This is a genomic window from Rhodococcus sp. T2V (assembly GCF_029269925.1).
GTDB lineage: Bacteria > Actinomycetota > Actinomycetes > Mycobacteriales > Mycobacteriaceae > Rhodococcus_F > Rhodococcus_F koreensis.
Genome location: NZ_JARJBD010000490.1, coordinates 1 through 511 on the forward strand (window position 1 = coordinate 1; position 511 = coordinate 511).

Annotated in this window: 1 protein-coding gene; it reads right to left on the reverse strand. The window is 68.1% G+C overall.

Going from position 1 to position 511, the window contains the following annotated elements; all coding sequences use genetic code 11:
• A partial coding sequence (locus tag P3H15_RS55020) for a transposase (protein ID WP_276144949.1) occupies positions 1-511 on the reverse strand: 511 nt, incomplete at both ends.

The following is a 511-nucleotide window of genomic DNA, read 5'->3' on the forward strand; positions in this document are numbered from 1 at the left end:
CGGTGACCGCGGCCAGTCAGCGCATCGACTCGCTCAACACCCGGCTGCAGTCGGGGGAGGATCTGCTCGGCGGCCTCAAGGCTGTGGGCGGCGGGAAGAAGAAGTCGAAGCGGGGCCGTGACGAGGAACCCGAGGACGACGACGAGGAGTACATCGAAGACGAAGACGAGGGCGACGACGAGACCGGCGACGAGACCGGTAGCGACGATTCCGAACAGACGCCCCGCGCCCGGAGGCGGCCGACCCCGCGCCGCCGAATCCACCGACACCGCCCAATCCAGGTCGCCACCGGCATCGGCCATCGCGGCCAGGGCTATGAGTACCCGATCCCATGTTCCATCCCCGGCGTAGCGTCGATGCCGTTTCCACACTGTCTTCCAGGGGCCGAAATGCGCAGGTAGATCCCGCCACGGGAGCCCGGTGCGCAGCCGGTAGAGCATCCCCTCCACCACGAGTCGGCTGTTCTGGAACTTCCGCCCCCGCAGCCCATCCGAACTGGGCAACAGCAGCG